The sequence below is a fragment of the Paenibacillus oryzisoli genome, assembly GCF_050467285.1.
In the GTDB taxonomy this organism is placed as follows: Bacteria; Bacillota; Bacilli; order Paenibacillales; family NBRC-103111; genus Paenibacillus_E; species Paenibacillus_E oryzisoli_A.
In genome coordinates, this window is sequence record NZ_JBCMUN010000001.1 from 939,611 (window position 1) to 966,224 (window position 26,614).

At 53.2% G+C, this 26,614-nt stretch carries 19 protein-coding genes; all 19 read left to right on the forward strand.

All coding sequences use genetic code 11. The annotated features are described in order from the left end of the window. Positions 1–6 precede the first annotated feature (6 nt). The 19 genes from ABE504_RS03690 (at position 7) to ABE504_RS03780 (ending at position 26,437) form a co-directional block, all read left to right on the forward strand. On the forward strand, positions 7–1,425 hold the full coding sequence (locus ABE504_RS03690; RefSeq protein WP_430084617.1) for an MATE family efflux transporter: 1,419 nt from the start codon (positions 7–9) through the stop codon (positions 1,423–1,425). Positions 1,426–1,446: 21 nt separating this feature from the next. Next, positions 1,447–3,657 (forward strand): alpha-galactosidase, encoded by a 2,211-nt coding sequence (locus ABE504_RS03695; protein ID WP_430084620.1) that lies wholly within the window; start codon positions 1,447–1,449, stop codon positions 3,655–3,657. 3 nt (positions 3,658–3,660) lie between these two features. Beyond that, positions 3,661–4,035 (forward strand): cupin domain-containing protein, encoded by a 375-nt coding sequence (locus ABE504_RS03700; RefSeq protein WP_430084623.1) that lies wholly within the window; start codon positions 3,661–3,663, stop codon positions 4,033–4,035. Then, positions 4,032–5,825 (forward strand): glycoside hydrolase family 36 protein, encoded by a 1,794-nt coding sequence (locus ABE504_RS03705; protein ID WP_430084626.1) that lies wholly within the window; start codon positions 4,032–4,034, stop codon positions 5,823–5,825. Before ABE504_RS03700 ends, ABE504_RS03705 begins: the two co-directional genes overlap by 4 nt. Before the next feature lie 20 nt (positions 5,826–5,845). Next, positions 5,846–6,838, forward strand: coding sequence for an aldo/keto reductase (locus ABE504_RS03710; protein WP_430084629.1), 993 nt, complete (start codon positions 5,846–5,848; stop codon positions 6,836–6,838). Positions 6,839–6,938: 100 nt separating this feature from the next. After that, positions 6,939–8,132 carry a glucuronate isomerase gene (locus tag ABE504_RS03715; protein WP_430084631.1) on the forward strand — a complete coding sequence of 398 codons (1,194 nt, stop codon included), beginning with the start codon at positions 6,939–6,941 and terminating at the stop codon, positions 8,130–8,132. Positions 8,133–8,294: 162 nt separating this feature from the next. After that, positions 8,295–9,251: an ABC transporter permease gene (locus ABE504_RS03720; RefSeq protein WP_430084634.1), complete on the forward strand. Its 957-nt coding sequence runs from the start codon at positions 8,295–8,297 to the stop codon at positions 9,249–9,251. 29 nt (positions 9,252–9,280) lie between these two features. Further along, positions 9,281–10,150 carry a carbohydrate ABC transporter permease gene (locus tag ABE504_RS03725; protein WP_430084636.1) on the forward strand — a complete coding sequence of 290 codons (870 nt, stop codon included), beginning with the start codon at positions 9,281–9,283 and terminating at the stop codon, positions 10,148–10,150. A 126-nt stretch (positions 10,151–10,276) separates the two neighbouring features. After that, a complete protein-coding gene (locus ABE504_RS03730) occupies positions 10,277–11,851 on the forward strand; it encodes an extracellular solute-binding protein (RefSeq protein WP_430084639.1) in 1,575 nt (524 codons plus the stop codon). A 128-nt stretch (positions 11,852–11,979) separates the two neighbouring features. Then, positions 11,980–13,557 carry an extracellular solute-binding protein gene (locus ABE504_RS03735; protein ID WP_430084642.1) on the forward strand — a complete coding sequence of 526 codons (1,578 nt, stop codon included), beginning with the start codon at positions 11,980–11,982 and terminating at the stop codon, positions 13,555–13,557. 154 nt (positions 13,558–13,711) lie between these two features. Beyond that, a complete protein-coding gene (locus ABE504_RS03740) occupies positions 13,712–14,737 on the forward strand; it encodes a glycoside hydrolase family protein (protein ID WP_430084644.1) in 1,026 nt (341 codons plus the stop codon). A gap of 16 nt (positions 14,738–14,753) precedes the next feature. Further along, entirely contained in the window at positions 14,754–15,740 is a 987-nt protein-coding gene (locus tag ABE504_RS03745) for a Gfo/Idh/MocA family protein (protein WP_430084647.1), read from the forward strand. Next, positions 15,737–17,875 carry a TIM-barrel domain-containing protein gene (locus ABE504_RS03750; protein ID WP_430084649.1) on the forward strand — a complete coding sequence of 713 codons (2,139 nt, stop codon included), beginning with the start codon at positions 15,737–15,739 and terminating at the stop codon, positions 17,873–17,875. Before ABE504_RS03745 ends, ABE504_RS03750 begins: the two co-directional genes overlap by 4 nt. A 111-nt stretch (positions 17,876–17,986) precedes the next feature. After that, complete coding sequence (locus ABE504_RS03755) at positions 17,987–19,006, forward strand: response regulator transcription factor (RefSeq protein WP_430084653.1); 1,020 nt, start codon at positions 17,987–17,989, stop codon at positions 19,004–19,006. Beyond that, positions 19,003–20,829, forward strand: a complete 1,827-nt coding sequence (locus ABE504_RS03760) for a cache domain-containing sensor histidine kinase (protein ID WP_430084655.1) — start codon at positions 19,003–19,005, stop codon at positions 20,827–20,829. The genes ABE504_RS03755 and ABE504_RS03760 overlap by 4 nt, the downstream gene beginning before the upstream one ends. Positions 20,830–20,840: 11 nt before the next feature. Next, on the forward strand, positions 20,841–23,165 hold the full coding sequence (locus ABE504_RS03765) for a glycoside hydrolase family 95 protein (protein WP_430084658.1): 2,325 nt from the start codon (positions 20,841–20,843) through the stop codon (positions 23,163–23,165). A 116-nt stretch (positions 23,166–23,281) separates the two neighbouring features. Continuing rightward, on the forward strand, positions 23,282–25,177 hold the full coding sequence (locus ABE504_RS03770; RefSeq protein WP_430084660.1) for a PrkA family serine protein kinase: 1,896 nt from the start codon (positions 23,282–23,284) through the stop codon (positions 25,175–25,177). Positions 25,178–25,590: 413 nt separating this feature from the next. Further along, entirely contained in the window at positions 25,591–25,923 is a 333-nt protein-coding gene (locus tag ABE504_RS03775) for a hypothetical protein (RefSeq protein WP_430084663.1), read from the forward strand. A gap of 133 nt (positions 25,924–26,056) precedes the next feature. Next, complete coding sequence (locus tag ABE504_RS03780) at positions 26,057–26,437, forward strand: hypothetical protein (RefSeq protein ID WP_430084665.1); 381 nt, start codon at positions 26,057–26,059, stop codon at positions 26,435–26,437. Positions 26,438–26,614 lie beyond the last annotated feature (177 nt).

Below are 26,614 nucleotides of genomic sequence, written 5' to 3' on the forward strand. Positions count from 1 at the left end.
CCTGCGATGAGTACGGGACTTAAGCTGGGAGAAGAAGCTGGCAAAGGAGACAGAACCCAGTCTTACAGCGATGCCGTCATGATCGATCCAGAGGACGGACGTGCCGTCAGAAGGATGATTTTTACACTGGCAGGACCTTCGCTTGCCGAGATGCTGCTGATTAATCTGACACAGATGATCATGATGATTTTTGTCGGACATCTCGGTACTGCGTCTGTCGCTGCCGTTGGATTCACGAGTCAGATCTACGCGCTGATGACGGTGATTTTTGCGGCGCTCAATACCGGCACGACTGTGATTGTCGCCCGTTCTGTCGGCAGCGGCCGGAAGGAAGACGCCAATCGAGCCGCGGGCCAATCGCTGCTGCTCGGCGCGATGCTTTCCATCGTCATTATGCTGGTAGGTCTTCTCTACGTTGGAAAGCTGCTTGGCATGATGGGGGCGGACGCCGCTGTCGTACAAGAGGGGCTGACGTATGCCAGATTGATGTTTATTTCGGTCGCCTTTTCCAGCGTGTCGTCGTCCTTATCCGCCATATTGCGGGGAGCCGGCGACACGCGCACGCCGATGAAAATCAATGTCGCTTCCGCCTATGTATCGGTAACTCTTGGCTTTGTATTCATCTACGGCCATCTTGGTTTGCCGGCATTGGGAACGACTGGTGCTGCTGCGGCCACCCTTACCGTTCAGTTCGGGGCGATGCTGACCTTTCTGTTGGTCATGTTCAGCGGTAAGTTCGAGCTAGCCTTAAGCTGGCGGGAAATAAGCCGTTTCGACAAAAAGACGATAGGACGCATGCTGAGAATCGGCATTCCAGCAAGTCTGGAGCAGCTCGTCATGCGGCTCGGCATTATGACGTTTGTCAAGATCGGCGCCGGACTCGGCACAACAGCAATCGCCGCCTCCCAGTTGGTTACGAACGTGATCGGCCTGTCCTTCATGCCGGGGGCGGCTTTTGCCATCGCGGCCTCGACGCTGGTCGGACAATCGCTCGGCGTCGGCAAAGCGGAACTGGCCGAGCAGTACGTGCGGCAGGTTCGCAAGTACGGTATGGTGCTGGCTGCGGTGGTCGGCGCGATCTTTATCGGATTCGCGCCGCAAATTTTAAGCTTGTACACGAACGATGCGACCATGATCCGCGAAGGTACCTGGGCGCTTCGCATCGTCGGTTTTATTCAGGTATCCCAGATTTCCCAGTTCATCGTCGGCGGCGCTTTGCGCGGAGCGGGCGACACCCGTTACCCGCTCTATTCCACAATGATCGGCGTCTGGGGCGTTCGGGTCGTGCTCAGCTATGTGTTCGTGTATGTTTTCGGCTGGGGCATGATCGGTTTATGGAGCGCGGTCGCTTGCGATCAATTTTTGCGTTCTCATCTCATTTATCTCCGTTATAAACGAATGGCATGGAAAAAACTCAAGTTGTAAAAGAGCGGAAGGAGCAGCCTAATGGCGATTACGTTCGATCCGGCAACACAAACGTTTCATTTGCAAGGAAAAGCATCCAGTTACATCATGCAGCTCGTTCCACCCGGGTATTTGGCACACGTCCATTGGGGGCCAAAGGTACGGGGAACGAACATCGGCAGTCTGCTTACACGAAGACGTCGCTGTTCATTCTCCCCGTCAACGGATCCGAACGACCTGTCGCTGTCCTTGGATACGCTGCCGCAGGAGTATCCGGCGTTTGGCGGGAGCGACTTTCGTATGCCGGCATATCAGGTGCAGACCGGGAACGGCTCGACAGTCAGTGAACTTCTATACGCTTCGCATCGCATATATCCAGGGAAGCTTGGGCTTAAAGGACTTCCCGCTACGTATGTAGAATCGGAAAGTGAAGCGGAGAGCTTGGAAATTACGCTATCCGACGGGATTATCGGTTTACACGTCATCCTGACCTACACTGTTTATCACGACATGGATGCGATTGTACGTTCCGTGCGTTTCGTCAATGACGGCGATACGCCAATCAAACTGCTTAGGGCACTTAGCTTTAGTCTGGATTTGCCGCACGCTGAATTCGAGGAACTGCATCTATCGGGCACGTGGGCGCGCGAACGGCATATCGAAAGACGTCCGCTGAGCGCAGGGGGGACGGTCATTGAGAGCCGCCGCGGCAGCAGCAGCCATTCCCTTAATCCGTTTATCGCGTTGCTGTCGCCGGAAGCTGACGAGGATCACGGAGACGTCTACGGCTTCAGCCTCGTGTACAGCGGCAGCTTCCTTGCGCAAGCGGAGGTGGATCCTTACGGCACCACCCGAGTTGCCATGGGGATCAACCCTTTTGATTTCAGCTGGCTGCTAGAGCCGAGCGAACAATTCCAGACGCCGGAGGCGGTCATGGTCTATTCTGCGGAAGGGCTTGGCGGCATGTCGCAGACGTATCACCGGTTGTACCGTTCGCGGTTATGCCGGGGCAGTTTCCGCGATCGCCATCGTCCGATTCTGATCAATAATTGGGAAGCGACGTATTTTCAGTTTAACGCAGATAAGATTGAAGCACTTGCAGTGGAAGGCCGGATGCTCGGTTTAGAGCTGCTTGTGCTCGATGACGGTTGGTTCGGCAAGCGCGACAGCGACGCCAGTTCGCTGGGCGATTGGTTCGTCGACGCCGCCAAACTGCCCGGCGGCATGGCGGATTTGGCCGAGCGCGTCAAGGCTCAGGAACTGGCTTTCGGCCTCTGGTTTGAGCCGGAGATGGTGTCGCCGGACAGTGAGCTGTATCGTGCGCACCCTGACTGGTGCCTGCATGTCCCGGGGCGGCGCAGAACCGAAGGGCGGAAGCAGTTGGTACTGGATTTCTCCCGCCAGGATGTGCGGGAATACATTGTGCAGGCGCTTGGCGGCATCTTGGCAAGCAGCCACATCACCTATGTGAAGTGGGATATGAACCGCAACATGACGGAAATCGGTTCGGCACTGTTGCCGCCAGAACGCCAGCGGGAAACTGCGCATCGGTATATGCTCGGGCTCTATGACGTTCTTGAGCAGCTTACCGCTGCGTTCCCGCATGTGCTCTTCGAAAGCTGCTCGGGCGGAGGCGGAAGATTCGATCCGGGGATGCTCTATTACATGCCCCAGACGTGGACGAGCGACAATACCGACGCCGTGGAACGTTTGAAAATTCAGTACGGCACGAGCCTCGTCTATCCGATATCCACGATGGGCGCGCATGTCTCCGCTGTGCCGAATCATCAGGTGCACCGCACGACGCCGCTGGCCATGCGCGGGCATGCGGCGATGTCGGGCAATTTTGGCTATGAACTCGATTTAACAATGCTGAGCGAGGATGACAAAGAAGCGATGAAACGGCAGGCTGCCCTTTATAAGGAGCTTCGTTCGTTGATCCAATTTGGAACGTTTTACAGACTGCTAAGTCCGTTTGAAGGCAATGAGACGGCATGGATGTTCGTGTCGGAGGACAGGAAGGAAGCGCTCGTCGCCTACTTTCAGGTGCTTGCGAAACCGAACCCGCCACTGAAGAAGCTGAAGCTGAAGGGGCTGGCCGCGGAGCGCAATTACCGGGTTTCCGATCCAGATGCGCCGGACGAGCCGACGGAGCGTTGGGGCGGCGATGAACTGATGGGAATCGGCCTCCATCTGCCTGTTTGGAAGGGTGACTTCCGAAGCCGATTATATCGAATACAAGTGGAGGAATGAGCGATGATCAAGCTGCGATTGACAGATTTGCAAGATAGAAAGAGCGGGCACGTGCTTCAGGATGTGCTGCCCGGCGCCTATTTAAGCTCTGGCGGCTTGTCGTTCGCCAAGCGGGGTGAGCGCAGCCACACGAATGACGGACCTGATGGCAGAGACTATCACGTGCATGGAGATTGCGAAGCTTTTATCATTTTGCAGGGAAGCGGAACGATGGAGCTGAACGGGGAATATATCCCCGTCGGTACCGGAGATATCGTCATTGTAGAGCCGGGCGAGGATCACCATTTGAACTCCAGCCTCGAGGATCCGATCGTGACCGTCTGGTGCCATGCAGGCCCATCCCCGCATAAGAACCAACTGAAGGGAGACGCCGAATGAGCGTTCAACTAACGACCGAGAACCATACCTTTACTGTAACCGGTGAGCTTGTTGGTGTGGACATTTCCTTGCTAGGCGAAAAGCTTGAGGAGAATCTGCATGTCATTACGCTGCGACTGAACGCGAATTCTTCGTTTACGCCTTCACTCCTTAATTTGGAGTGGTCGCAGCCCGCTTGGGATATTCAGGCGAGCTGGAATCCCGCGATGGACCGCAACCGCAGCTTTAAGGCGGATTGGATGCGCGGTTGGCGCTCGAATGCGGCAGCATCGGCACCGGTTTATGCGCTGTATAACAGTGCTGGCCGCAACAGGCTTACATTCGCCTATTCCGATGCGCTGAACACGGTTCAATATCGGGCCGCGATCAGTGAAGAGACGGCGAATTTCTACTGCCGTATCCAGCTTTTTACGGAGGCAGCGGTGCCGATGCAAGCGTATGAAGCCAAACTGCTCGTGGATACGCGGGATCTCCCATACTATGAGTGCCTGCAAGGCGTCCAGGCCTGGTGGGGCGCGATGCCGGCCTATACGCCGGCGTTTGTGCCGGAAACGGCAAAAGAGCCCATGTATTCGACGTGGTACAGCATGCATCAGCATGTGACGGACCGCAAAATTGAGGAGCAGTGCCGCCTTGCCAAGGAACTGGGCATGGAAGCGGTCATTGTGGATGATGGCTGGCAGACAGCTGACCACGGCAGAGGCTATGCCTATTGCGGCGACTGGGAGACGTACGAAGGCAAGTTTCCCGATATGAAGCGCCATGTGGATGCCATTCACGATCTGGGCATGAAGTTTATTTTATGGTATTCGGTGCCTTTCATCGGCAAGCACAGCAAGGTTTGGGAGCGTTTCAAGGATAAAATATTGCGTTACAACGAGAATCACGGCGCCGCTGTGCTGGACCCGCGCTACCCCGACGTGCGCGAGTACATCATCGGGAAATATGAAGCGGCTGTCCGGGATTGGGGGCTTGACGGCTTCAAGCTGGACTTCATCGATACCTTCTATTCGCCTGAGCTGCAGCTGCCTTCCACGACGCCAGGCAAAGATTACGAATCGATTCCGGAAGCGGTTGACCGTCTGCTGACCGATTCCATCGCTCGCCTGCGCGAGCTGAAGCCGGAGATCATGGTGGAATTCCGCCAGATGTATATCGGCCCGGCGATGCGCAAATACGGCAACATGTTCCGGGCATCGGACTGCCCGAACGACAGCATTCAGAATCGGGTGCGGACGATCGATCTGCGCCTGCTCTGCGGGGAGACGGCTGCTCACGCGGATATGATTATGTGGCACCCGGACGAACCGGTGGAGAGCGCAGCGCTGCAATTGATCAATATTTTGTTCTCGGTTCCGCAAATCTCGGTGGAGCTGGATCGGGTTCCGGCGCAGCACCTTGCGATGCTGAGGCATTGGCTTTCTTTTTATAAGAAACATCGGGATCTTCTCTTGGAAGGCCGCCTGGCGCCTCGCAATCCGGAGCTGCTCTATCCGCTCGTGCAATCGGTGCGCGGCGATCAAGGCATTGTAGTGACGTATTATGACCGTCTGGTGCCGCTGGAGACAGACGGTTCCGAGCGGACGTGGTTTGTTGTCAACGGCACGAGAGAGGATGGTCTCTACCTTGAGGTGACGGGGGACGTGCCGACTCAGGCACAGGTGGAGATCGCAGATTGCTGCGGCCAGGTGCTTCACACCGAAGTGCTGACCTTGGCGAAAGGGATTCATGCGCTTGCCATTCCGGCGTCCGGGCTGGCGACGATTCAGCTCGACAGCACAACGGCTTAACTTAACAAGGAGGAACGGCCATGGATTACAAAGCAGATGAAAACCGATACGGCGAAATGCCTTATCGAAAGACGGGGAAGAGCGGACTGAAGCTTCCGCCGATTTCGCTTGGCCTCTGGCATAATTTCGGGGGAACGGACTTGTTCGAGAACAGCCGTGCACTGGCGCGCCGCGCATTCGACTTAGGTGTTACGCACTTTGACTTGGCAAACAATTACGGGCCGCCGCCGGGCTCGGCTGAAGAAACCTTCGGCCAGATCTTGAAGAAAGACTTGCATCCGTACCGCGATGAGCTGATTATCGCCTCGAAAGCGGGATACCGGATGTGGGAAGGCCCATACGGGGAGCGCGGGTCCCGGAAGAGCATGCTGTCGAGCCTGGATCAGAGCTTGAAGCGGATGGGGCTTGCGTATGTGGATATCTTCTATTCGCACCGATTTGATGCGGAAACGCCGCTGGAAGAAACGATGAGCGCGTTGGACCAGGCCGTCCGTCAGGGCAAAGCGCTCTATGTCGGCGTGTCCAACTACAATGCGGAGCAGACAGCGGAGGCGGCGGCTATTTTGAAGCGTCTCGGCACTCCGTTCGTCATTCATCAGGTGCATTATTCCATGTATGAGCGCAGATTGGAGCAAGGGCTCCAGGACGTATTGACGCGCGAGGGTATCGGCTCGATCGCGTACAGCCCGCTGGCGCGCGGCTTGCTCACTGACCGGTATCTCAAAGAGATTCCGGCAGATTCCCGCGCAGCGGGAGGCAGCGTATTTCTGCGTCCGGAAGACATTACGGAGGAGAAGCTTGGCAAATCGCGCAAGCTGAATGTGCTGGCCGCAGAGCGAGGCCAAAGCCTGGCGCAAATGGCGCTCGCTTGGGTGCTGCGCAAGGGGCTCGTCACGTCCGCGTTGATCGGTGCGAGCAAAGTACAGCAACTGGAGGATAACATCGCGGCCATTCGCAATTTACATTTTACCGATGACGAGTTGACCCTTATCGACCGCATCTTGGCTGAATAAGCAAGCGAAGCGGACAATGAGCATCAGCACCGAAAGAACGACACCGTTCCTTCGGTGCTGCATGCCTTTTAAGGCATTTACGCTAAGGAGGCGCTAAACAATGATGGCTGATCTAACGAAAGAAACATTTACGGAACACATCATGCAGATGCCTGTGCTGGACACCCATACCCACCTGGTTGGGGATCGACTATGCGCAGCGGATTTCTGGGAAATCGCGCATTATTTCTGGCTATTCCGCGAAATGCAGGCAGCGGGATATCCGGCGAATGCCGCCGAGCTGCCGGAGGAGGAAAGAATTGCGGCCTTCCTGGGCGCTTACAAAGCGACGAGAAATACGCTGATGAATATCGCGTTTACGCATATTTGTAAGGATCTGTATGGCATCGAGATTCGTGACCGTGCATCCGTGCTGGAGCTGGATGCGGCCGTGAAACGATCGGCACAGCAGTCGGGCTGGGCACAGCATGTTGCAGACCGCATGCAAGCCCGGGGCTTCGTCGTGAATATTCCGGAGCATGCGGCGTTTCAAGGCATGCGGGAGTCGGCGATTCTGCTTCCGCGCATCGACGGCAAGTTAGGTGAATGGACCCGCACGATAACTGAAGCGAGTGACCCTGTAGAAACCCTCGCACACGTTCGTGAAACGCTGGTGAGCTTGCTGGATACGTACCAGGCGATGGGCTGCAGGGGCATCATGACGACCTTGCCGCGTCTTGCTCTCAGCGCGAACCAGCCCATCACGTTGGTGCCTGGCTGCAGCCGAGACGAAGTCATGCTCCAACTGCTGCATGAGATTGGCGCCGAGGCTGCGCAGAGAGGGATGCTTGTCCAGCTTTTCCTTGGCGTGGAACGTTCCTGGTGCGGCACCGCTGTGCCGGCGAACGATCCGGAACGGATCTTGAAGCTGACCGCGCTATTCGAGCGGTACGCATGTCCGTTCGAGCTCGTCGTCGCTTCGGAGATTAACAATCTGGACATCGTGCAGGCGGCGTGGAACTTCCCGAATGTGCATGTTGGCGGCCATTGGTGGTTCAATTTCCGATCCAGTACGTATCGGGACAGCATGCAGTACAGACTAGAGGCGCTGCCGGCGATGAAAAGCTCGCTCATCGTCTCCGACGCCCGCTGTATCGAATGGAGCTACGGCAAAATCCTGGTCATCAAGCGATTGGCAAGCGAGTTTTTGTGGCAGCAGATCGAGGCTGGCTGGATCCCGCAGGAGACAGCGCTGCAGATTGGCGAGGATTGGTTGTACCGAAGCGCCGCCAAGCGCTACGGCTTAGAGGCATAGCGCGGGTTTTCCGCGCTTTTTTGCTTTTCAAGCCCAGTGAACTCCCTTTCCTTGATCGTAAAAAAACACAATTCGCAGTAAGTTTCACCATCGCTGACGGCCGCTATCCCCTGTAAGATGAAGAGGTAATCATGCTGCAGCATGCAAGAAGGGGAGGAGAATATGGCCAGTAAAATTCAGGCATCCGATCGAAGCATTTATACGTTCTCAACACAACGACAGAAGTGGGCTTTCATGCGAAAGCATTGGCCGATCTATGTCATTTCCATTCCGGGAATCATTTATTTCCTGCTCTTTAAATATATCCCGTTGTTCGGTTCCATGATTGCCTTTCAGAACTACAACATCTTCAAAGGGATTAAGAGCAGTCCATGGGTGGGATTGGACAACTTTCAACGGATGTTCCAGTACACCGAGTTTTTGCAGATTTTGAAAAATACAATTCTGATTGGTTTGTATGATTTATGCTTCGCCTTTCCAGTTCCGATCCTATTAGCGCTGCTGATTAATGAATTGCGCTTGATGGCTTATAAACGTGTCGTTCAAACCGTGGTGTATATGCCGCACTTCCTGTCGTGGGTTATCGTTGGCGGGGTTGTCGTTGGGGTATTGTCGCCTTCAACGGGGATTGTCAATCATGTTCTGGGCCTCTTCGGCATCGATCCGATTTACTTTCTTGGGGAAAATGAATATATTCGACCGATTCTGATTGCTTCCGGCGTTTGGAAGGACAGCGGCTGGGGGACGATTATTTATTTGGCGGCGATGGCCGGCATTAATCCCGACTTGTACGAAGCCGCTCAAATTGACGGAGCCAGCCGTCTGAGGCAAGTGACGGCAATTACAATTCCCAGCATCTTGCCGACCATCGTCATCCTGTTTTTGCTGCATATCGGAAACTTCTTGGACTTTGGGTTCGAACGCGTATTCGTCTTCCTAAATCCGCTGAATAATACGAATGGAGAAATCATCGATACATTCGTTTATCGCGCGGGTCTTGTTGACCGCCAATACAGTTACACGACAGCGATCGGGCTGTTCAAGTCCGTTGTCGGCTTAGTACTTATTATGTCCAGCAACATATTTAGCAAGAAATTAACGGGTGAAGGCTTGTATTAAACCGGCACTTGAAAGGAGGATTTTCGCCGATGATTATGACAAGAGGGCATAAAATTTTTAATATCGTAAATATTGTTCTGCTGGGGCTCTTGGGCCTCAGTATGATACTTCCCCTGCTTAACATTATTGCGCAGTCGTTCAGCAGCAATGTGGCGATTAATGCCGGAGAAGTAGGGATATGGCCGGTCGGCTTCACGACAGGCAGCTATAAGCTGATTTTGAAGGATCCGACGATTTGGACCGGCTTTCGCAACAGCGTCATCATTACGGTTCTCGGGACGCTAATCAATCTGGTCATGACGACAACGCTTGCTTATCCGCTATCTCGACCGGAGTATTTGTATCGAAAAGTTATTCTGATTATGGTTTTAATTACACTCATTTTCAGCGCTCCGCTGATTCCGAACTATTTGCTGGTCAAGCAGTTAGGCCTCCTGGATACGTTATGGGCGTTAATGCTGCCGATGGCGATCAGTTCGTTTAATTTGTTCGTCATGCGATCCTTTTTCGTCAACTTGCCCGTCGAGCTGCTCGACTCTGCAAAAATTGACGGTTGTGGGGAGTTCCGTGTATTGTGGAAAATCGTGCTACCGTTATCCAAGCCGGCCATGGCGACAATGGGAATCATGTATGCCGTTGCGCACTGGAATCGGTATGCCGAAGCCGTGTATTACATCAACGTACGGGAATGGATTCCTCTGCAGGTGCGGCTGCGGGAAATTGTTTTCACTGATCAGTTCGGCCAATCCGACGTCACTTCGGAGCTGCTGATGTTTTTGTCGCCGGAGGGCATTAAAATGGCTGTTATCGTAGTGGCAACCTTGCCGATTCTCCTTGTATACCCTTTCCTGCAAAAGCATTTCATTCAAGGGATGATGGTTGGTTCTGTAAAGTCATAATTTATATAAAACGCAAAAAAATACATGTTCATCGTAAAATTACCAATCCTCAAGCTTTCTACATCTAGGTAAGATGAATTTGGAAACGCGTTCATCCACACTACGCTCAGAAAGAAGGGGTTCCTTTTGAAAAAAACAGCAGGGATCGTACTTGCAGGATTGCTGACCGTCAGTACCGTTTTGGCAGGGTGTTCTACCAGCAGTCCCGCAAGCTCGTCGCAGCCGGCTTCGGCGGCTGCAACGGAAGCGGCGAAGAAACCGCCGACGAAGTTCTCGATTTCTTTTCCGACCACATCGAATACGGGCTATCACACCCGGGTCGACATTAACAGCGACAAGTGGGTTAAGAAATTGGAAGAGCTTACGAATACGGATTTGACGGTCAAGGTCATAGAAGTGAGCAAAATGGGCATCATGTTTGCAAGTAACGATATTCCTGATGTTGTGGGAAGCTTGGGCACTGCGACCGATAAGGCGATGTCAGGCTCTGTTGAAGCGGGGATGTTCATGCCACTGGACGATTTGCTAAAGCAGAATGCGCCGAATTTGATGAAGAATGTGCCGAAGGAAGCTTGGGAAGCAGTTTCATACAATGGAAAAATTTATGGCATTCCGAACTGGCTCAACAATCCGTCCCGACGCACAACGTTCATTCGAACAGATCTGCTGGAGAAAGCGGGACTCCAACCGCCGAAAACCGTTGACGAGTTTCTGAACGTGCTTCGCAAGTTTAAAGAGATGGGTGTCAAGTATCCATACGGCGGAAGGGAAAACCTGAAGTACGCCGACACGATTCTCGGCGCATACGACGTGCTGCCCTATAAGGAGCAGTTTGAGCTGGTGAACGGTCAAGTTGTACCGAAATTTTTTGATGTCGAGAATATGACCAAAGCATTAACAGTATACAAAACGATGCTTGACGAAGGCTTGATGGCGAAAGAGTTTGCAACAGTCTCGTCAACGGACTGGCTCAAGTCGATACGGGCAGGCGAAGTAGGCATTTGGTCATCCAATCTCGTCTCCTTGAACGATTTCCGGACGAATATTCCAAATGCGGTGCAAGGCGCCAAGGTCGATGTCATCCCATCGCCGATCGGGCCTGAGGGCAAAGGCGGCTATCTGATGTATTTGCCGGTGACGAGCGCGCACTATATCAACAAGAACGTGAAGCCGGAGACAGCGGCAGAGATTGTGAAGTATTTTGAATGGATGTCTTCCGATGAAGCGTACAAATTCTTCACTTATGGCGTTGAAGGGGACACGTATACCGTTGTTGATGGTAAAATCAATTATAAGGAGCCGACCACGAAGGAAGGTCTGGAAGAGCAGGACTTCCGGGGCACGCTGCATGCAGCCCACGAGAGTACTGTGAACAGGTTGAAAATGCAGACGGACCCGAACGGACCTTACATTTTGAATGCGTTTGACACGATTTTGGCGAAGGAAGGGCTCTCCGGAATCGGGTTTGCGCCGGATCTCGAGGCGAATGCGAAGTTCCCGGATGCCGCTTCACCAGGCTCGGATGCGCCACCGAAGATCATTATTGATCATATGATTAAAATGATTTACGGTAAAGAACCCATCTCCGATTGGCCGAAGGTGATTGACGAGTACAAGAGCAAGGGCGGCAACGAGATTATTAAAGAAGCAACAGAGCGTTACAATGCCAAGAAAGGCGTATTGTATCTGGGCAAGTTGTAAAGTGAAAAGGCTCCAATCGAAAAATAAGACAACCCAGCATAAGGAATCACATGCAGATATTAGAAGATGCCTTTTATAATAGTGAAGTAATGAAATCGTTTCCAATTATATGAGAAAGCAGGGGTTGTATGAAAAAAGTTCTTAGTCTCTCCATGGCAGTAATGCTCACGGCTGCTGTGCTTCCGGCTTGTTCATCGGGTGGAAGTTCGAGCAGCGGATCGTCTGCTCAGCCGTCGGCCAGCGCGAACGTCAAGAAAGAGCCGACGAAGTTTTCAATGGTGCTTCCGACAACCGTCAGCACAGGTTACCATACGAGGGTTCCTGATATTAACAAGGATAAATGGGTGCTAAAGCTGGAAGAGCTGACGAATACGGACGTCGATCTCAAGGTGTTGGAAGACTCCAAGTTCGGCTTGATGTTTGCAGGCAATGACATTCCGGATGTTGTTGGCAGTATTGGGGGTCCAGGGAGCAAATCCATGTCCGGTTCCGTTGAAAACGGCGTGTTTATGCCGCTCGATGATTTGCTCAATAAGTATGCGCCGAATTTAATGAAACAAATTCCGAAAGCGGCTTGGGACACCGTGTCCTATGGCGGCAAAATTTACGCAGTTCCTGAGTTCTTAAGCAATCCTTCCCGTCGTGGCACGTACATTCGGACCGATCTGCTGGAGAAGGCAGGTCTTCAGCCGCCGAAGACGGTGGATGACTTCTTGAATGTTCTTAGAGCCTTTAAGAAAATGGGCGTTGAGCAGCCCTATCAAATGCGGGAAAACTTCAAATATGCCGACGTTATTCTCGGCGCATTCGATGTTCTACCGTACAAAGACCAGTTTGAGCTTGTGAACGGCCAGGTTGTACCGAAATTCTTCGATGCTGAAAATATGGAAAAAGCACTTACCGTCTACAAAACGATGTATGACGAAGGCCTGATCTCCAAGGAGTTTGCAACGATCTCCTCAACAGATTTCGGTAAGAGCATCGAGTCGGGCAAAGCGGGCAGCTGGTCGCAGAACGGATCAGGCTTGCCGGGCTACCGCACGAAGATTCAACAAGCGGTTCCTGGGTCCAAGGTTGATATCATTCCATCGCCGCAAGGGCCAGAAGGAAAAGGTGGTTATTTCTACTACTCTCCGGTGATTCGCTCCTTCTTCATTAATAAAAGTGTGAAGCCTGAGAAGGCTGCTGATATTATTAAAATGTTCGATTGGATGGTGACGCCAGAAGCGGAAACATTCTTCTCCGTAGGGATCGAAGGCGATACCTATACGAAAGACAGCAGCGGAGCAATCAATTATAAATTCCCGAAAACAGCCGAAGAGACGGATGAGGAAGGCTGGCGCAGCGGCACGCTGTGGGCGGTGCACGATTCCACTTACAACAAAATGAGACTGCAGCTTGACGATAATGGAAAAGCAACGCTCAAAGCGTTCAACGACGTTCTATCGAAAGAAGGGTTGTCCGGTATCGGATTCTATCCGGAGCTAAGCACATTCTCCAAGTATCCGGATTTGGCTGCGCCGCAGCCTGACGTTGGCCCGAAATTGATTATCGATCATATGATCAAAATGATTTACGGCAAGGAGCCGATTTCGGACTGGCCGAAGGTCATCGAGGAATATAAGAGCAAGGGCGGCAACGAGATCATTAAAGAAGCGACGGATCGCTGGAACAAGAAGGAAGGCGCGGTCCTGATTAATAAATAAGGAGGAGAGAGCCCGGGGCCTGGTAGCCCCGGGCTCTTCCTGGTGCTGGGCAGAAATCGTAAAAAAAGACATATGAGCGTAAGAATTCGCCTTCCTGATTCGTTGCAATCTTTTATAATGAAGGCAAGATTCAACAGAGAGGTGTGTGACGGTGATGGCAAGATTTGCAGAACGTATGCTTCCGGCTCCGCGCGAAGGCGGGTTTCGTATGGAGGGGTACTGGGTATGGTGCGGATCGGTTATCCAAGGCGAGGATGGACGGTATCACATGTTTGCCTCACGATGGCCCAAAACGCTGCCGATGCATCCGGGCTGGCTGGTAGCGTCCGAGATTGTACGGGCTGTTTCTGATACGCCGGAGGGGCCGTACGAGTTTGACGAGGTCGTTCTGCCCGCCAGAGGTGCGGAATACTGGGATGGCCGAAGCACACATAACCCGCATATTACGAAGCATGGCGATCAATATCTGCTGTATTATATGGGCTCGACACATCCATTAATGGAGCCGATACCCGGCGACGGGTTCGGGCTGGACGATCCGCGCTGTATCGTCGCGCGTGCGAATAAAAGAGTGGGACTGGCAGTAGCTGCGAGTGTCTATGGTCCGTGGAAGCGCTTGGATCAACCGATTTTGCCGGTGCGGCCGGGACGTTTTGACAGCTACCTCACCTCCAATCCAGCGCCATGTATTCACGAAGACGGTTCGGTGCTGCTCATCTACAAAGCGCGCAAGTACGAAGGCATTGTGCATGGCGCGATGACGATTGGTGCGGCTTGGGCGGATAACTGGCAAGGACCGTACCGTGTCTTGTCATCGGAAGAACCGATTTTCCCGCCGGCCAAATTTCATATTGAAGATCCGTTTATTTGGAAAACGGAGAGTGGCTACGAATTGATTGCCAAAGATATGGAAGGGACGCTCTGCGGAGAGAAGCATGGCGGCATTCATGCCGTTTCGTCAAATGGTCTGGATTGGCGCTTGGCGGAGGAACCGCAAGCCTATTCGCGCACAGTGCATTGGGATGACGGAACAGTGCAAACGATGGGCAACCTCGAGCGGCCGTTTTTGCTATTTCAGAATGGCCGGCCTACGCACCTATTTGCAGCCGTCGCGGACGGGCCTGGTGGTTTCCGTCATGCGGAGAACACGTGGAACATGGTGATTCCACTTCAAACTTAGGGGGGGGTGACAGAAGATGAAGGCAATACTTGTTGGTTTAGGTTCCGCAGGCTTCAGCTGGTATAAACGGCTAAGAGAGAGGGGGCTGCTCGCTGCGGTGGTGGAAGTGGATCCTGCCATGAAGATCAAGATGGGGGATGATCCGTTTCCGTTCTTCACGTCGCTGGAAGAAGCGCTGGAGACGATACAGGCAGACTTTCTCGTCAATGTGACGTCGCCGATGATGCATACGAAGGTGAATGCGGCCGCTTTTGATCGAGGACTAGCCGTGCTGTGTGAAAAACCGATCTCCTTCGATTACCAAGAATCGAAGGAGATTGTGGCGCGAGCGGTGCGGGAGCGCATTCCGTTCATGATTGCGGAGAATTATCGGAGAATGCCCTATATTCGCAAGGCCAAGCAGTTGATTGATGATGGAGCTATCGGCGCCTTATCCTCGCTCGATATTCAATTTTACCGCTACCATCATGTTCAGCGGCGATATACGGTCCGAATTCTTGATGATATTGGCGTTCATCATTTTGATTTGCTCCGCTATTTTACAGGCAAGGATGGAATGGCGATTCAGGCGAAGTTGTTCAATCCAGTTAACGGCTGGCAGGAGGAAGGCGCAGATCTGAGTGCCTATGCATTTATCGAGCTGGAAGGCGGCATTACAGCTGCCTATCAGGCCACGATTGCAGCCAGAGGCACGGAGACGCCATGGAGCGGCAATTGGCGCATTGAAGGCACAGAAGGCGCAATCGAAGTAAAAGACAAGGAAATCTATTTGATACGTGATCAAATTACTGTCAAAATCGAGGATCTAAGCGGCATTGATGAGACGGATACACTGACTGAGTTTCTGGCATCGCTGCAGGAGCAGCGCGAATCGGAAACCAGCGGACAGGATTATCTCAAAACGCAGGCGCTGGTTCATTATGCGCACGTGGCGAGCGCAACGGGACAGATGCAGGCCATTCTTGTCCCTCAAATGAAAGAGAACGGAGAGATGACAGCATGATGGCAGCAAGCTGGTCCCTGGCGGCGCCAGGGGTTTGGCGCATGACCCTTCAAGAAATGCAAGGAGCGAAGGAGATTACGCCGCTTTCTTATATGAACGTGCAGCCTCGCGAGGCTGCACTGAAGCAAATGCCGGAAGTGCAGCCACCGTTTGATTGGGATCAGGTTCGCATAGAAAAAGTCCACGATGGCCTGATCGTTTCCTTTCCGTTGACACCTTCGGAGAAGTTGTACGGAACGGGTCTGCAACTGATGCGCATGAATCAGCGGGGGAGAACCCGTTATCTTAGGGTCAATAGCGACCCTAAGCAGGACACGGGCGAAACGCATGCGCCGGTTCCGTTCTATGCAAGCGACCGCGGCTACGGTGTCCTGATTGATACGTCCCGGATCGTGACGATGCATTGCGGCTCAACCTTGGAGCTGGCGGACACGCGCCCCGAGCATGTCCGCGACCGCAACACCAACGCGGGTTGGACGGCAACGCCGCTAGCCGCACGTGCCGAGCTGCGGCTGCCGAGGGATGGCACCGATGTGTACGTCTTCGGCGGGCCCGCTCTGGCGGACGTTGTGGCCCGTTACAACTTGTTTTGCGGAGGCGGCGTGCTTCCGCCGAAGTGGGGGCTCGGCTTCTGGCATCGCGTGCCGACGCTGTACACCGACGAGCAGGTGCTGGAAGAAGCGGAGCAGTTTCGTCAGCGCGGGATCCCCTGCGATGTGATCGGACTCGAACCGGGCTGGCACAGCCAAAGCTATCCGGTAAGTTACGAATGGGAAGCGAGTCGATTCCCAGCGCCCGGGACGTTCGTGCAGCAGCTTCGTGCGAAAGGCATGCGCGTAAATTTGTGGGAGCATCCCTTTGTCTCACCTCATAGTAAAATCTACGAAAAGCTGCGTCCTTACGCAGGCAGCCACACCGTCTGGGGCGGTGTGGCGCCGGATTACGCGATGGAGGAAGCGGCAGAGCAGTACAAGCACGTACATGAGACAGAGCATGTCAGCCTAGGCGTTTCCGGCTATAAGCTGGACGAATGTGACGGCAGCGAACTGACACGCAATTCGTGGATGTTTCCGGCGCATGCCAAGTTCCCTTCAGGACTCGACGGCGAGCAGATGAGACAACTGTACGGTCTGATGTTCCAGAAGATGACGAGCGACCTGTACCGCAGCAAGAACCAGCGAACGTACGGTCTTGTCCGGGCATCGGGTGTGGCGGCTTCCACGATGCCCTATGTGCTTTACTCGGATTTGTACGATCATAAGCAGTATATCAGGGCGCTTTGCAACGCCTCGTTCAGCGGGCTGTTGTGGACGCCGGAAGTGCGCCGAGCGGTCAGCGCGGAAGATTGGGTGCGGCGCATGCAGACTGTGTGTTTCTCATCGCTGGCTATGTTGAATGCATGGGGAGACGGGACGAAGCCCTGGTCTTACCCCGAAGTGGAAGGGATCGTGCGCCACTACATTGAGCTGCGGATGAGATTACTGCCCTATGTATATACGGCCTTTGCTGCTTACAGGGATACAGGGGTTCCGCCTTTTCGAGCGATGCCGCTGGTGATGTCGCCAGCTGAGATCGCAGCGGCGGAAGGCCATCTGGCTGCGTTCGAACAGGAAGTTTTGAATACGACCGACGCCGCCTATGGCAAGAAAACGATCCGGGAGTGGGACGATCAGTATATGATGGGCGAGTCTCTCCTGATCGCACCGTTCGTAGCTGGAGAGACGGAGCGGGACGTGCTGCTGCCGAGCGGTGTCTGGTATGGACTGGAGACTGGCGAGCGCTATGAAGGCGGGCAAATCGTGCGCATTCCGGCAGAGCTCGAGATCATCCCGATCTTCGTGCGCAGCGGAGCCGTCATTCCGATGATGCCGAGCCTGCTGCATGTGCCGGAGCCCGGCAGCTCTGTTCCGCTGACCTTCGTCCATTTCGGCGAAGTATCAGGCGAAGGTCATCTGTATGACGATGACGGCGAGACGTTTGCGTACGAAAATGGTGCTTGCAGCTGGTGGAAGGTGCAGGTAACCCGGCAGCCTGACGGAAGCTACGCCGGTAAGCTTCTTGGCAACGATCATTCGGTCCCTCAGTCCTTCAGCACCATATCATGGCAATTCGCGCAAACCCGCTTGCAGCGGTAGGCGAGTACCGAACTGCAGGTTCCATGTACGCGGCGTGCGCGTTGTGGAACCTGTCTTTGTAAGGTATCATTTAAGGCAACGTTCGTACGCATGAGAAAAGGGGGGCTGGGTATGCATGTATTAATCGTAGATGATGAACCTGTTATACGCCGAGGGCTGGTCAAGATGGCGGAATTGTACCACCCTTCTTTTACCAGAATTCAAACGGCCGAGAACGGTGAAGCAGCGCTGGCCAGCATCAAGGCGCTTGAGCCTGATCTGGTGCTGACAGATATTCGCATGCCCAAAATGGACGGCTTGGAGCTGTGCCGCATCCTGCACCAGGACTATCCGCATATTAAGATGGTCGTAATCTCCGGTTACAATGATTTTGAGTATGCGCAGAAAAGCATGAACTATGGTGTCCGGTATTATTTGCTGAAGCCGGCGACCAAATCCGACGTACACGCGATGTTCGATCAACTGATCAAGAAAACCTCACAGAGTTACTTGCCACCGTCCCGTTTCATAGCATGGATGGATGAGCTTGAACAACGCATCTGGGAGCTGCAAAGTGAAGAGTTGAAGAGCCTGCTGCTCCGTTGGAGAGAGCATTGCCTGTCATCTGAGCTGACCTTAGCTCAACTGAAGGAGTTGCTGGATGATTGCCATTCCGTGCTTGTGAAGCGGTTGAAGGGGCGCAATTACTCCCCGAACTTGCTGCCGAATTATTTGCAGGCGGATCGCACGGAGGATGCCCTTGACAGCTTCGAGCAAGGGATTCAGGAGATTGTGAAGGGGCTTCAGACAGCCCGGAGCGGCATCTACAAAGATCCGTTGGAAGAAGCTCGGCTATACATCGACACCCATCTCGCGGAGGACATCTCGCTGGATGATGTGGCGGCGATGGTGGGTTTGACTCCGACGTATTTCAGCTCTCTTTTTAAAAAGATGACCCAAGAAACGTTTGTTCAATACCGCATTAACAAACGAATGGCGAAAGCGAAAGAAATGCTCACGATCCCTCATATTCGCATCGTGGATGTGGCGGCTGAGGTGGGATACGACGATTATCCGCATTTTACGAAAACGTTCAAAAAAGTAGTAGGTCAATCGCCATCTGAGTTTCGAGCGAGCTTGGGGATCAAATGAGAATCCGCGGTCTAACAAAGAAAATTGTCGTCTATTTTCTGATTGTTATTATTTTTTCGTTGAGCAGTGTCGGCGTGATCACTTATATGACTACCTCCAGCGAGTTGGATGAAATGGTTGAAAATCAGATGAACCAGATCGTCGGCAACGCTGTACACCATACCGATTTATATTTGAAAGACTATGAACGTTCCATCGTCTCTTTGCTGACGAACCGCCAAATCATGGAATTTATTGATTTGCCGGTCAACCGCGAGGAGTACGATTATTACATGTTTCGCAGTAACATCCGCGATTTCAGTGTCGAGCCCTTGTTCATTCGAAATCCGAAACTGACGGCGATTTATTTAATCAGCGATAAGCTGAATGCGCTTTACTACTATAATGGCGTGAATGAGCAGTCCTTTCAGAAAAAAGATATTCAAAAACAGCGAGATTATTTCCTTGCCAACACCAAATCTGACGGAAGTCTGACGATGCTGAACCATACGATCATCGAGGGGCAAGAAAATCAGATGCTCACGATGGTGCGCCGCATTCGCGGGTTCACCTCCCCCGATTTGAATGGACTGCTCGCCATCGAGATGAGATCCTCCGATCTATCAGCGCTCTGGAAAGGGATTGATCTCGGTAAATACGGCTACATGTTCATTCTCGATGGACGGGGGAATTACGTGTATCACCCGGATAGCAGCAAAGTCGGGGGGAATGCGCCGGCGACTTTTATACAAAAACTAGAAGCCTCAGATACGCACTCGTTTGTGGATGATTTTGAAGGGGATGAGCGATTGTATGTGAGCCGCACGTCCGATTACTCGGGCTGGCAGTTGATTGTCTCCATGCCCTTGAGTGAGCTGCGCAAGCCGATTATGAATATCCGGACAACGACAATAGTTGTGGGTATTCTTACCCTGATCCTCGCGATGCTGCTGGCATTCCGGTTCGGCAAGTCGCTCGCGAAGCCGATTCAAACGCTCAAGTCCGGTATGCGCGAGACGGAGAAAGGGAATTGGGCGATGATCCCGCTGCCTCCGCACCGAGACGAAATCGTAGAGTTGATGGTTCGGTACAATGTCATGGTGAAAAGGCTGTCCGAAGCCGTTGATCGCGTCGTTCAGGTTGAACTGACCAATTCCGAGATTCGGATGGAACGACAAAAAGCCGAATTTCAATCACTCCAGCTGCAAATCAACCCGCATTTTATGTACAACACGTTGGAAACGATTGTTTGTTACGCGACGATTCAGGACTCGGAGGAAATTTCTGACATCGTGAAGGCGCTGGCCTATATGCTGAGGTATGCCGTACAGACGAATCTCGAGCAGATTACGGTGGCGAACGAGCTTAAGCATGTTTTGAATTACATGGTCATTCTGCAGTACCGGATCGATCGGGAGTTTGAAATTGACGTGGCGATCAAGCCGGAGTACCTGTTGTACAGCATGGTTCGGCTAACGCTGCAGCCTTTAGTGGAAAATGTGTTCCAGCATGCGTTCCCTGACGGAATTGAGGACCACCATGCTATTCGAATTGACGGCGGTGTTCGGGACGGCATCTTCTGGATTAGTGTGGAAGATAACGGCGTGGGGATGTCGGCAGCGGTTCTGGACAAGCTTCAGAAAAAATTGAATACGAATCGGCTCGCAGACGGTGAAGTCGACGATTCCGGCAATAAGGGCGGCATTGGCGTACTGAATGTGCACAGGCGGATTCAAATGGTATATGGCGAAGTATTCGGCTTAGAGATTGAAAGCCAGGAAGGCGTAGGTACCTGTATGCGCATGATGATGCCAATCAGACATAAGGATTCAGACAGGACATAGGAGGGATGATCATGAAGAACCGCAGCAAGCTGTGGTATCGGCAGCCAGCCGCGATCTGGACAGAGGCGCTTCCCATCGGGAATGGGCGGTTGGGTGCTATGGTGTTTGGTCAAGTGGAGGAGGAGCGGATCCAGCTTAACGAGGACTCCATTTGGTACGGAGGACCCAAGGAAGGGCTGAATCCTGATGCTCCCCGTTTTTTTGGGGAAATCCGCAGTCTGCTTTTTGCAGGTAAGGTTGAGGAAGCGACGAGGCTCACGAGGCTCGCGATGTTCTCGACGCCGAAATATTATAATCCCTATCTCCCTTTAGGGGATTTAAGGTTTTATTTTCATAGACACATGGCGTCCGAGGCACAAGATTACCATCGGGAGCTGGATCTTGATCAGGCGGTGGCCAGTACCTCATATACCGTGAATGGCGTTAAGTTCCGCCGTGAGCTGTTCAGCAGCTACCCTGACCAAGTCATGGTCATCCGCTTGACGTGCGATCCTCCCGGGCAGCTGCACTTCTCAGCGAATTTGAACCGGCGTCCGTATGAAGGCTTAAGCGGTGCATGGGGCAACGACGGCATATGGATGAGTGGCGAGTGCGGGAAAGACGGCGTCGCTTATGCGTGTGCCGTCAGAGCTGTCGCCGAAGACGGGCAAGTGTCGGTCGTCGGCGATTTTCTGTCGGTTGAGGGCGCCACTAAAGTCACGCTCCTCCTCACTGCGGGATCGACGTTTCGCAGCAAGGACCCGTTGGCGTCATGCAAAGCGCAGATTTGCAGCGCGGAGGCCTATTCTTACGACGACCTGAAGGAGCGGCATGTGCGGGACTACCGCGAGCTGTATGGCCGTATGGAGCTGAAACTGGCGGATTCAACCGCAGAGAATGAGCTTGCCGCGCTCCCGACCGATCGCAGACTGGAACGACTGAAGGAAAGTCAGGGGCATGATTTGGGGCTAACCGAGCTGCTCTTTAACTATGGGCGGTATTTGCTCATCGCCAGCTCCCGCCCCGGCTCGCTGCCTGCCAACCTGCAGGGCATCTGGAATGACAGCTTTACGCCGCCTTGGGAATCGAAGTATACGATCAACATCAATACGCAGATGAATTACTGGCCAGCTGAAGTATGCGGGCTATCCGAATGTCATGAGCCGCTGTTCGATCATATCGGACGCATGCAGGAAAGCGGTCGGCAGACGGCGAGAGAACTCTACGGCTGTTCGGGCTTCGTCGCGCACCACAATACAAACATCTGGGGCGAAACGCGCCCGGAAGGCTTGTTCCCAACCTGCGTGATCTGGCCGATGGGCGCAGCTTGGCTAGTCTTGCATCTATGGGATCGGTTCCGTTTCGAACAAGATCAAAAGTTTCTTCGGGATCGTGCCTATCCGTTATTGAAAGATGCCGCCTTATTTTTCATAGAGTACTTGGTAGAATCGCCAAGCGGCTATATGGTCAGTGGACCGTCCGTATCGCCGGAGAACCGGTACGTGCTGGAGGACGGTACGAGCGGCAGCCTGTGCATGGGACCGTCGATGGACACGCAGATCCTCACGGAGCTGTTCGACGCCTGCATTCAAAGCAGTGAGCTTCTTCAGCTCGATGAAGCGTTCAGGGCGCAGCTGGTTCAGCTGCGAGCACAGCTTCCGCCGCAGCGCATCGGCAAGCACGGCCAGATCATGGAATGGCTGGAGGATTACGAGGAGGAAGACAAGGGGCACCGCCATATCTCGCAATTGTTTGCGCTGCATCCGGGGACGCAGATCAGTCCGCACCGCACGCCGGAATTGGCGCAAGCCGCTGCGGTTACCCTTGCCCGCCGGATCGAAAACGGCGGAGGGCATACCGGTTGGAGCTCCGCCTGGATTCTGAATATGTATGCGCGGTTGGAAGAGGGCGATCACGCACTTGCCTATGTGAACACGATGCTGCGCAAATCGATGTACCCGAATCTCTTTGACGCGCATCCGCCGTTTCAGATCGACGGCAATTTCGGCTTCACAGCGGGGATTGTAGAGATGCTGCTGCATTCTCATGATGATGAGCTGTCGCTGCTGCCAGCGCTGCCATCTGCTTGGGCGGACGGTGATGTCGTTGGTCTGCGAGGACGCGGAGGCTATCGTATTGCGTTAAGTTGGCGGCAAGGCAAATTGACAAGGGCTGTCCTACATGCCACAAGCAGCGGCGTTTGCCGAGTCCGCACGAAGAGCCTCATAACGCTGCAAGCTGCAGTGGAAGCAACTGCCCGCCCGCTTGAGGAAGTGTCCCATGAATCAAGTGATTCCCATGTTTTATCGTTTCCGGTCTCCGCAGGCAGGAGCTACGAGCTGACCGCGCACTCCTAATTATCTTTAAAATTTCGGGCAAGTTATCCTCCGTGGGTGCATAGGATTGTAGTACACAATTCACCATCACGAGCTGACCTAATCAACAGCAAAGGCAGCAGTGAAAGGAGGTACCCATGGACATATTCAAAAGAATTTCGGAGCATCGTACGGAGAAGGATGCGTTAAGCTGGACCGGTACGTTCGCGGAGTACATAGAATTGCTTCGCACGAATCCTGGACTCGCAAGAACCGCACATTCGAGGGTCTACGATATGATCGCTTCGCAAGGGATCAACGACCAGAGCGGCCACAAATCCTATAAGTTTTTCAACCAAGAGATTTTTGGTTTGGATCGTGCCATTGAGAAGCTGGTGGAAGAATATTTCCACTCCGCAGCCCGTCGTTTGGATGTTCGTAAACGGATTTTGCTGCTGATGGGTCCAGTGAGCGGTGGGAAATCCACAATTGTGACCATGCTGAAACGCGGCTTGGAGCAATTCTCCAGGACTGATCTAGGTGCCGTCTATGCGATCAAAGGGTGTCCGATGCACGAAGAACCTCTGCATCTCATTCCGTTGGAGCTCAGGGCAGAAATTGAGCGCGAGCTGAATGTGAAAATTGAGGGAAGCCTATGTCCATCCTGTCAAATGCGTCTCAAAACCGAATACAACGGCTGCATCGAGGATGTGCAGATCGAGCGTGTGTTTGTGTCGGAGGAAGGCCGCGTCGGTATCGGCACGTTCTCTCCATCCGATCCCAAGTCCCAGGATATTGCCGACCTGACCGGCAGCATCGACTTCTCGACGATTACGGAATTCGGCTCCGAATCCGATCCGCGCGCCTACCGGTTTGATGGCGAGCTGAATAAAGCGAATCGCGGCATTATGGAGTTCCAGGAAATGCTGAAATGCGATGAGAAGTTCCTGTGGAACTTGCTCTCGCTGACACAGGAAGGCAACTTTAAAGCGGGCCGTTTTGCCTTGATTTCCGCGGATGAGCTGATTGTCGCCCATACGAATGAAACGGAGTATAAGTCCTTTATCGCCAATAAGAAAAATGAAGCGCTGCAGTCCCGGATGATCGTTATGCCGATTCCCTACAACCTCCGTGTGTCGGATGAAGAGAAGATTTATTATAAACTCATCGGACAGAGTGATATGTCCCACATACATATTGCTCCGCATGCACTGCGGGTTGCGGCGATTTTCTCCATCCTGACGCGTCTCAAAGAGACGAAGAAGCAGGGCATGGATCTGGTCAAAAAAATGCGCATGTACGACGGCGAAGTTGTCGAAGGCTATAAAGAAGCCGATCTGAAGGAGATGCAGAACGAATTCCAGGAAGAAGGCATGAGCGGCATCGATCCGCGGTACGTCATCAACCGGATTTCGAGCGCGCTGATCCGCCAGGATCTTCAGTGCATTAACGCGCTCGATGTGCTGCGTGCATTGAAAGACGGGCTCGATCAGCATCCATCGATCACCAAAGATGAGCGAGAGAAATATCTCAACTTTATCTCGGTTGCCCGCAAGGAATATGATGATATTGCCAAAAAAGAAGTGCAAAAAGCGTTCGTCTACTCCTTCGAGGAGTCGGCAAGAACGATTTTCGACAACTATCTGGACAATATTGAAGCCTACTGCAACTGGGGCAAAATCAAAGACCCGCTGACCGGCGAGGAAATGGATCCGGATGAGCGCCTCATGCGTTCCATTGAGGAGCAGATCGGCATCTCGGAGAATGCGAAGAAAGCGTTCCGCGAAGAGATTCTGATTCGCATCTCCTCTTACTCCCGCAAGGGCAAGAAGTTCGAGTACAGCTCGCACGAGCGTCTGCGCGAGGCCATCGAGAAGAAGCTGTTCGCCGATCTCAAGGACATCGTCAAAATAACGACCTCCACGAAGACGCCGGACGAGAAGCAGCTCAAGAAAATCAACGACGTCACCAAACAGTTAATCGATGAGCACGGGTATTGCCCGGTCTGTGCGAATGAGCTGCTGCGGTACGTGGGAAGCTTGTTGAACCGGTAAAACGAGGCCTGAGGGATGAAAGTTTCCCTCGGGCTTTTTTCTGTCCACTGCCACTGTCAGAGCCGGGTGCGCCTTTTACACCGGAGCTAGGACGTAGTCCTCACCGACTCTATGAATCTAGCATATGTTATATCAGCTTGGGAGCTTTGAAGCTTTCCGACATTAGCGGTGCTGTATTTCGGAAAGTCTTCATGGATACAAAGGGGAGGTGTACCTGACTATGGCAAGGAGCTGGATGAAGCTAGCAGGGGGATTCGTGCTATTGTTGGTAAGTGTCGTGGCCATGATCATGACGTGGGAGGCAGGGCTTCTAACACCACTAGGAGGAGTCAGCATAGCAGTCGTAAGCTTCCTTGGCACCGTTCTGATGTGGCAGGATGTTCTGGAGGCCTCACGAGGGGTTGAGGGTCGACATGGGGAAAAATCCAAAGCAGACAACCGATGATGCGCCCTCATCCGGCCCGTCTCCTCCTGGGTCGAAGCCGACCCGAGGAAGTGGCAAATCTGGTGACTTGTTCGGGTTCGGCAAGCTGATTGACAAGCTCCCCCTGCATAAGCTTTCGGCACGCATGGCGTATTGTTTATTTTTTAACCTGATTTTACTGCTGTTTGTGCTTGTTTTGCGTGCTACGAATGCGAAGATCAACGAGTTCCCGAATGCTTGGGATCTGCGGGCGATCGTCCTCGTGACCGTCATCGTTTTCTTCGTTGGCCTTTGTGACCTTTGGAAATGGGGCAAGCCGTAAGCGGAAAAAGCCGTCACGGCGATCGTCTCGAGCTGCAGCGCCCATTTTTGGATGAAGTGATCACCGAGTGGGCGTCCGCACACATACTGTATAGAAGATAATGAAACTATACAGGAATGTGAGTGAAGTATTCATGACGACAAAAGCAACGAACGAGCATCGTCCGCCTGTTGGCGGCGGAATTCACGGCGGCCTTGGCGGAATCGGCCACGGTCCGGGTGGAATTGGCCATGGTCCCGGCGGTATCGGAGGTATTGGCCATGGTCCAGGTGGAATCGGTCATGGCCCTGGCCCAATCGGTCATGGTCCCGGATTTCCTGGTCACGGCCCTGTTATTGTAGACGGCCATGGTCACGGCCCTGGCTGGTACCCCGGCGGCGCGAACCTGCTGCCCTGGGTTGTAGCGCCTCTGCTTTATGGCGCCGCAACGCAGCCTTACTATCCATATCCGCCTTATCCGTACCCGTATCCGTATCCGCCGTATTATCCGTATCCTTATTATCCGGGGATTTGATTGCAGAACGCATTGCCTCTTCTCAATGGGATAAGGGGCAATGCGATTTCCAAATTTTTCAACACATATAGGTCTATATAACTATTTAACTCTAATAAATCGCGGCGATATGCAGTATTTTCTATGAATATCTGTTATGATACGAATAGGTATTTAGTAACATACGAGGAGCGCAAC

Excerpts from the sequence above, each read along its gene's own strand:
- ABE504_RS03720 (WP_430084634.1), top strand. The coding sequence starts at position 8,295 with ATGGCCAGTAAAATTCAGGCATCCGATCGAAGCATTTATACGTTCTCA.
- ABE504_RS03710 (WP_430084629.1), top strand. The coding sequence starts at position 5,846 with ATGGATTACAAAGCAGATGAAAACCGATACGGCGAAATGCCTTATCGA.
- ABE504_RS03735 (WP_430084642.1), top strand. The coding sequence starts at position 11,980 with ATGAAAAAAGTTCTTAGTCTCTCCATGGCAGTAATGCTCACGGCTGCT.
- ABE504_RS03715 (WP_430084631.1), top strand. The coding sequence starts at position 6,939 with ATGATGGCTGATCTAACGAAAGAAACATTTACGGAACACATCATGCAG.
- ABE504_RS03740 (WP_430084644.1), top strand. The coding sequence starts at position 13,712 with ATGGCAAGATTTGCAGAACGTATGCTTCCGGCTCCGCGCGAAGGCGGG.
- ABE504_RS03775 (WP_430084663.1), top strand. The coding sequence starts at position 25,591 with ATGGGGAAAAATCCAAAGCAGACAACCGATGATGCGCCCTCATCCGGC.
- ABE504_RS03725 (WP_430084636.1), top strand. The coding sequence starts at position 9,281 with ATGATTATGACAAGAGGGCATAAAATTTTTAATATCGTAAATATTGTT.
- ABE504_RS03780 (WP_430084665.1), top strand. The coding sequence starts at position 26,057 with ATGACGACAAAAGCAACGAACGAGCATCGTCCGCCTGTTGGCGGCGGA.
- ABE504_RS03755 (WP_430084653.1), top strand. The coding sequence starts at position 17,987 with ATGCATGTATTAATCGTAGATGATGAACCTGTTATACGCCGAGGGCTG.
- ABE504_RS03745 (WP_430084647.1), top strand. The coding sequence starts at position 14,754 with ATGAAGGCAATACTTGTTGGTTTAGGTTCCGCAGGCTTCAGCTGGTAT.
- ABE504_RS03750 (WP_430084649.1), top strand. The coding sequence starts at position 15,737 with ATGATGGCAGCAAGCTGGTCCCTGGCGGCGCCAGGGGTTTGGCGCATG.
- ABE504_RS03705 (WP_430084626.1), top strand. The coding sequence starts at position 4,032 with ATGAGCGTTCAACTAACGACCGAGAACCATACCTTTACTGTAACCGGT.
- ABE504_RS03695 (WP_430084620.1), top strand. The coding sequence starts at position 1,447 with ATGGCGATTACGTTCGATCCGGCAACACAAACGTTTCATTTGCAAGGA.
- ABE504_RS03770 (WP_430084660.1), top strand. The coding sequence starts at position 23,282 with ATGGACATATTCAAAAGAATTTCGGAGCATCGTACGGAGAAGGATGCG.
- ABE504_RS03700 (WP_430084623.1), top strand. The coding sequence starts at position 3,661 with ATGATCAAGCTGCGATTGACAGATTTGCAAGATAGAAAGAGCGGGCAC.
- ABE504_RS03760 (WP_430084655.1), top strand. The coding sequence starts at position 19,003 with ATGAGAATCCGCGGTCTAACAAAGAAAATTGTCGTCTATTTTCTGATT.
- ABE504_RS03690 (WP_430084617.1), top strand. The coding sequence starts at position 7 with ATGAGTACGGGACTTAAGCTGGGAGAAGAAGCTGGCAAAGGAGACAGA.
- ABE504_RS03765 (WP_430084658.1), top strand. The coding sequence starts at position 20,841 with ATGAAGAACCGCAGCAAGCTGTGGTATCGGCAGCCAGCCGCGATCTGG.